This window comes from Cypionkella sp. (assembly GCF_036782355.1).
In the GTDB taxonomy this organism is placed as follows: domain Bacteria; phylum Pseudomonadota; class Alphaproteobacteria; order Rhodobacterales; family Rhodobacteraceae; genus Cypionkella.
In genome coordinates this window covers 1-5,510 of record NZ_DAIPZF010000065.1, presented here as the reverse complement: position 1 = coordinate 5,510, position 5,510 = coordinate 1, and the positions used below count along the sequence as shown (strand labels likewise).

Here is a 5,510-nt window from a genome sequence, read left to right as displayed (position 1 = left end):
AGGACGACATCATCCGCTACGAAGATGTCTATGCCCGTGGCCAAGGCGCGAAGGGTTAAACCGCGACCTCATACCCCAAGCCCATGGCGCGCGCCCTTTCGACAACTTTGGCCGCCACCGCCAGATCTTGCAGCGCCACGCCTGTGCCATCAAACAGCGTCACCGCATTTTCAGACGGCCGCCCCGCGTGGCGGCCGATCAGCACATCGCCCAGCGTGGTGATCGCCTGCGGTTGCAGCAGGCCTGCGGCCACCGCGTGTTGTGCCTCGCCTATCGTCACGGATTGCGCCACCTCGTCGGTAAAGACCGCAGCGCGCGCAAGCAAGCTGGCCTCGACCTCTTGCTTGCCCTTGGTGTCGGTGCCCATGCAAGCCAGATGCGTGCCCGCGCGCACATGGGCGTTCAGCACCGAGGCCGCAGGGGCCGAGGTGATGGTGATGATGACATCGGCCTCGGCGCCCAATTGCTCCAGCGTCACCGCTTGAAACGGCAGGCCCAGATCGGCGGCAATCGCTGCAAGGTTTGTCAACATTTCGGGGTGCAGGTTCCACGCCACCACCTTTTCAAACTGGCGCACCCTTGCGGCGGCGCGCAGTTGAAACCCCGCCTGATGGCCTGCGCCAACCATGCCCAGCACCCGCGCGTCGCGCCGCGCCAGCCGGTCGATCGACAGCGCCGAGGCTGCCGCCGTGCGCAGCGCTGTCAGCAGATTGCCCCCCACCATAGCTTGCGGCCGGCCGGTTTCGGGGTCGAACAGAAAGATCGAGGATTGGTGGTTGATCATCCCGCGCGCGGCATTGCCGGGGAAATAGCCGCCCGCCTTGACGCCCAGCTGCCCGCCCAGCCGATCCAGCCCCGATTTAAAGCCATATTGCCGGCCTTCCCCCAAAGCCTCGCGCACCACCGGAAAGTTATAGGCCTGCGCCATGGCCATGGCTTTGAAGCAGGCCTCTACCGCGTCAAAGGCATCTTGCGGCGACAGCAGGTCGGCGATCAGGGCTTCGGGGATGATCAACATAGCGTGGTTCCTTTCAACAGCTTTAATAGGCCTTGCCGCGTGCCGAAACCGGCCAGACCACCTCGACCCGGCCATTGCGCAGGCCGACATACCAGTCATGGACGTTGCAGGTCGGGTCGCAATGCCCCGGCACCAGCCGCAGCTTGTCGTTCACCTTCAGAACGCCGGCCAAATCTTCGACCACGCCGTGTTCATCGCTGCATTTGATGTATTTCACATCGGTGCGGCCAAAGACCACCGGCAGGCCCGAGTCCACCGATTGCACCTTAAGCCCTGCATCGACAATGGCCTTATCGGCCTTGGCATGGCTCATCACCGAGGTCAGCAGGAACAGCGCATTCTCCCATTCTCCCTGATCAATGCGCTGGCCGTCCTTATCCAGAATGCGGCCATAGTCGGCATCCATAAAGGCGTAAGACCCGGCCTGAAGTTCGTTGTAAACGCCCGAGTTTCCTTCAAAGTAATAGCTGCCGGTGCCCGCGCCGCCAACGATGTCACAGTCAAGCCCCACCGCCTGAAGCCCCTGAACCGCCGCGCGCACCTGTTCAATTGCGATCGTGGTCTTGGCCATGCGGTCGGCGTAAAGATCCAAGTGCTGCATGGCGCCCTGATAGGCCTGAATGCCTGCAAATTTCAGCCCAGCGGCGGCGTCAATCGCAGTGGCAATCGTCACCACAGCTTCGGTCGTGGTCACGCCGCAGCGGCCCGCGCCGCAGTCGATCTCGACCAAGCATTCAATCGTGGTGCCATGGCGGGCTGCGGCCTCGGACAGGTCTTTCACGTTGTCCAGATCGTCAACGCAGACGATGGTACGCGCGCCCAGTTTTGGCAGACGCGCCAGCCGGTCGATCTTGGCCAAATCGCGCACTTGGTTCGAGACCAGCACATCCTTGATCCCGCCACGCGCAAAGACCTCGGCCTCGCTGACCTTTTGGCAGCAGACGCCACAAGAGCCGCCCAGCCGCTCTTGCAGCAGCGCCACATCGACGGATTTGTGCATCTTGCCATGCACGCGGTGGCGCACGCCCATCTGTTTGGCAGCGTTGCCCATCTTGATGATGTTGCGCTCTAGCGCATCCAGATCCAGCACAAGGCAAGGCGTCTGGATGTCGGCTTCGGCCATGCCCGGCAGCGCGGGAATGTCATAGCCGACCTCAAGCCCGTCAAAGGTGAAAGCTTTGTTCATGGTATCCTCCTAGCCCTGCATCCAAGGCAATTTATCCAGATCGACGTTGCCGCCAGTGACGATCAGGCCAATCTTTTGGCCCTGAAACAGCTGAGGGTTTTTCAAGATCGCGGCCAAGGGCACGGCGCTTGAGGCCTCGACGATGATCTTCATCCGCTTCCAGATCAGCTTCATCGCCTCGACAATCTCGTCTTCGGAAACCGTCAGAATATCGCTGACATGGCTTTGCACGAAATGCCATGTCAGATCTTTCAGCGGCACCTTCAGCCCGTCGGCCACGGTTTCGGGCGCATCATCGGCGATGATATGCCCGGCCTTAAAGCTGCGATAGGCGTCGTCGGCCTGCTCGGGTTCGGCGGCATAGATCTTGATCTGCGGCGCGATGGTCGAAAGCGTCAGGCATGTGCCCGAAACCATGCCACCGCCGCCAATTGGCGCGATCACCGAGGTAAGCCCCGCGACCTGCGCATTCAGCTCGCGCGAGGTGGTGGCTTGGCCTGCAATCACTCGTGGGTCGTTATAGGGATGCACAAACTCGGCCCCAGTTTCCGCCAGCACCTCGGCAAAAACCGCCTCGCGGCTAGAGGTTGAAGGCTCGCATTCAATCACCCGCCCGCCATAGCCGCGCACCGCGTCTTTCTTGGCTTGCGGCGCTGTGCGCGGCATCACCACGGTGCAGGGAATGCCGCGCCGACTGGCGGCATAAGACAGGCACAGCCCGTGGTTGCCCGACGAATGGGTGGCAACCCCCTTGGCCGCCTGCGCATCGCTCAGCCCAAACACCGCATTCGAGGCACCACGCGCCTTAAACGCCGCGGCTTTTTGAAAGTTCTCGCATTTAAAATAGATCTCGGCCCCCGCCATGGTGTCGATAAAGCTTGAGGTCAGCACCGGGGTTTCGTGGATATAGGGCTTGATGCGCGCATGCGCGTCCTGAACGTCTTGGTACGTTGGAATATACATTGCTGCCTCCTTAGACCGCTGTCGCGCGGTAATAGTTTTGCGCCGCGGCCACGCCGGACCCCAGCGGAATGTCCCAGCCCAGATCGGCCATGCACATCTCGGCCGTGGCAAGACCCGCCAGCATCATCACATCGGTCAGCATCCCCAGATGGCCGATGCGGAACACCTTGCCCGCGACCTCGCCCAAGCCCACCCCAAAGGCGACGCCGTATTTCTGGGCTGCCAGCTGCACCAGATCGGTGCCGTTCTTCCCCTCGGGCACCACCACGGCTGTGACGGTATCGGAATACAGATCCGGCGAGGCTGCGCAGGGCTGCAAGCCCCAAGCCGCAATCGCGCGGCGCACGCCTTCGGCAATGCGGTGATGGCGGGCGAAAACGGCCTCTAGGCCCTCTTCCTCCAGCATCTCGACCGCGCGGGCCAGCCCTGCGATCAGCCCCACAGGCGGGGTATAGGGAAAGCCGCCGCTGGCATTGGTGCGGATTTGGTCGGCAAAATCAAAGAAGGTGCGCGGCAGGCGCGCGGTCTGCATCGCCGCCAAAGCCTTGGGGGAAACCCCAAGGATCGCCAGACCTGCGGGCAGCATAAAGCCCTTTTGGCTGCCGGTGACTGCCACATCGACCCCCCAGCCCGCCATATCAAAAGGCATCGAGGCGATGGAAGACACCCCATCCACCAAAAACAGCGCCGGATGCTGGCTTGCCTGCATCGCGCGGCGAATGCCCGCGATATCAGACCGCACGCCGGTTGCGGTTTCGTTATGCGTGGCCAGAACGGCCTTGATCTTATGGCCCGTGTCCGCGCGCAGGGCGGCTTCGATTGCGGCCAGCGGCGCGCCCTGACCCCAAGGCGTTTCAATCACCTGCACCGTCAGACCGTGGCGCTGGCACAGATCAATCCAGCGATGCGAAAACATGCCAAAGCGCGGTGCAAGCACGGTGTCGCCGGGGCTTAGGGTGTTGCTGATCGCAGCCTCCCAGCCGCCGGTGCCGGTCGAGGGCAGGATAAATACCTCGCCCTCGGTCATCCGCAAAATCCGCTTCACGCCTGCGACAGCGGGGTGAAACATCTTGCCAAATGCCGGTGAGCGATGGTCCAGCGTCGGCACAAAGCAGGCTTTGCGCAGCTCTTCAGGCATATTGGTTGGGCCGGGGATAAAAACAGGATTCTGCGATGACATGGGACGCCCCTTTGGTTGCTGCAGCCACCCTAGCGCCAGCCTTTCCGCATCACAATTTTTTTGAAATATTTTTTCAGAAATGATATAAAGGAGAAAGTTAAGTGATAACAGTGCTTTGCGTTTTTCGCCTTTTAGGAGCAGCAGATGACAGAACGTCGCCAAAGGGGCCGCCCTCGCGGGTTTAACGACACCTCGGAACAAAACACCATCCAATCGCTTGACCGCGCGGTGACGGTTTTGCAGTCGCTTGCGCAGGGCGATGGGCCGACGCTGACGCAATTGGCGGAACGGCTGGACCAATCGCCCGCCACGCTTTACCGCGTGCTGTCTACCCTTGCGGCGCGCGGCATGGTCGAGGCCGATCCGGTCGAGCAAACCTGGTATATCGGCCCGCATGCCTTTCAGATCGGCTCGTCGTTTTTGCGCCGCACCAGTTTGGTCGAACGCGCCCGCCCCTATCTGCGCAGCCTGATGGAAACCACCGGCGAGACCGCAAATCTGGGGGTGGATCGGCAGGATCAGACGCTGTTTCTGGCGCAGGTTGAAACCCATGCGACGATCCGGGCGTTCTTTCCGCCGGGCACGCAGTCGCCGCTTTATGCCTCGGGGATCGGCAAGGCGATGATGGCGCAGTTCAGCCCAGCGCGGCTCAAGGCGCTGCTGGAGCGCAGCACCCTGACCCGCTTTACCGCCACCACGCTGACCGACCCCGCCGCGATCTACCAAGATTTGGCCGAGATCCGCCGGCGCGGCTATGCGATTGACGATGAGGAACGCACCGAAGGCATGCGCTGCGTCGCCGCCGCGATCTTTAACGCGCCGGGAGATCCGATTGGCGGCATCTCGGTTTCAGGCCCCTCGGGGCGGATGAGCGCGCAGGTCATCGCCAAAGCCGGCGCCCTGGTCCACGAGGCGGCGGCCCAGATCACCCACAGCTTGGGCGGTGGGTCGGGGGCCAGCCGCTAACCCAAGGGGCGGCCACGTTCCGCCCTTTGGGTCGATCTACATATTTTTATGTGAATGGCCCAGAGCTGCCTGTTGGCACAACGTTTTTTATACATCAGTGCGGCCCGTCGAAGCGGCCATTGGTGCATGGTGCAGCATTTTTGTTGGCTGAAACGTCGGTGTAGGGATTTTTCCGACCTTCGCTGTTGCAGTGCAAA

At 61.9% G+C, this 5,510-nt stretch carries 5 protein-coding genes; 1 reads left to right on the top strand and 4 read right to left on the bottom strand.

What is annotated here, in order from left to right; all coding sequences use genetic code 11:
• Window positions 1–55: 55 nt before the first annotated feature.
• The 4 genes from bhcD to bhcA are packed head-to-tail and all read right to left on the bottom strand — an operon-like array spanning window position 56 to window position 4,347.
• On the bottom strand, window positions 56–1,018 hold the full coding sequence (gene bhcD / locus V7Q10_RS15380) for an iminosuccinate reductase BhcD (protein WP_333870019.1): 963 nt from the start codon (window positions 1,016–1,018) through the stop codon (window positions 56–58).
• A 22-nt stretch (window positions 1,019–1,040) separates the two neighbouring features.
• Complete coding sequence (bhcC, locus tag V7Q10_RS15375) at window positions 1,041–2,204, bottom strand: 3-hydroxy-D-aspartate aldolase BhcC (protein ID WP_333870018.1); 1,164 nt, start codon at window positions 2,202–2,204, stop codon at window positions 1,041–1,043.
• Window positions 2,205–2,213: 9 nt separating this feature from the next.
• Entirely contained in the window at window positions 2,214–3,167 is a 954-nt protein-coding gene (gene bhcB / locus V7Q10_RS15370) for a beta-hydroxyaspartate dehydratase BhcB (protein WP_333870017.1), read from the bottom strand.
• A 10-nt stretch (window positions 3,168–3,177) separates the two neighbouring features.
• Complete coding sequence (gene bhcA, locus V7Q10_RS15365) at window positions 3,178–4,347, bottom strand: L-aspartate--glyoxylate aminotransferase BhcA (RefSeq protein ID WP_333870016.1); 1,170 nt, start codon at window positions 4,345–4,347, stop codon at window positions 3,178–3,180.
• Between the two features lie 144 nt (window positions 4,348–4,491).
• On the opposite strand from bhcA, the gene bhcR reads away from it, so the two are divergent.
• Entirely contained in the window at window positions 4,492–5,313 is an 822-nt protein-coding gene (gene bhcR, locus V7Q10_RS15360) for an HTH-type transcriptional regulator BhcR (RefSeq protein WP_333870015.1), read from the top strand.
• Window positions 5,314–5,510 lie beyond the last annotated feature (197 nt).

What these genes read in the sequence shown, in the direction of transcription:
- bhcC (WP_333870018.1), bottom strand. Translation starts at nt 2,204, where the DNA reads ATGAACAAAGCTTTCACCTTTGACGGGCTTGAGGTCGGCTATGACATT.
- bhcR (WP_333870015.1), top strand. Translation starts at nt 4,492, where the DNA reads ATGACAGAACGTCGCCAAAGGGGCCGCCCTCGCGGGTTTAACGACACC.
- bhcA (WP_333870016.1), bottom strand. Translation starts at nt 4,347, where the DNA reads ATGTCATCGCAGAATCCTGTTTTTATCCCCGGCCCAACCAATATGCCT.
- bhcD (WP_333870019.1), bottom strand. Translation starts at nt 1,018, where the DNA reads ATGTTGATCATCCCCGAAGCCCTGATCGCCGACCTGCTGTCGCCGCAA.
- bhcB (WP_333870017.1), bottom strand. Translation starts at nt 3,167, where the DNA reads ATGTATATTCCAACGTACCAAGACGTTCAGGACGCGCATGCGCGCATC.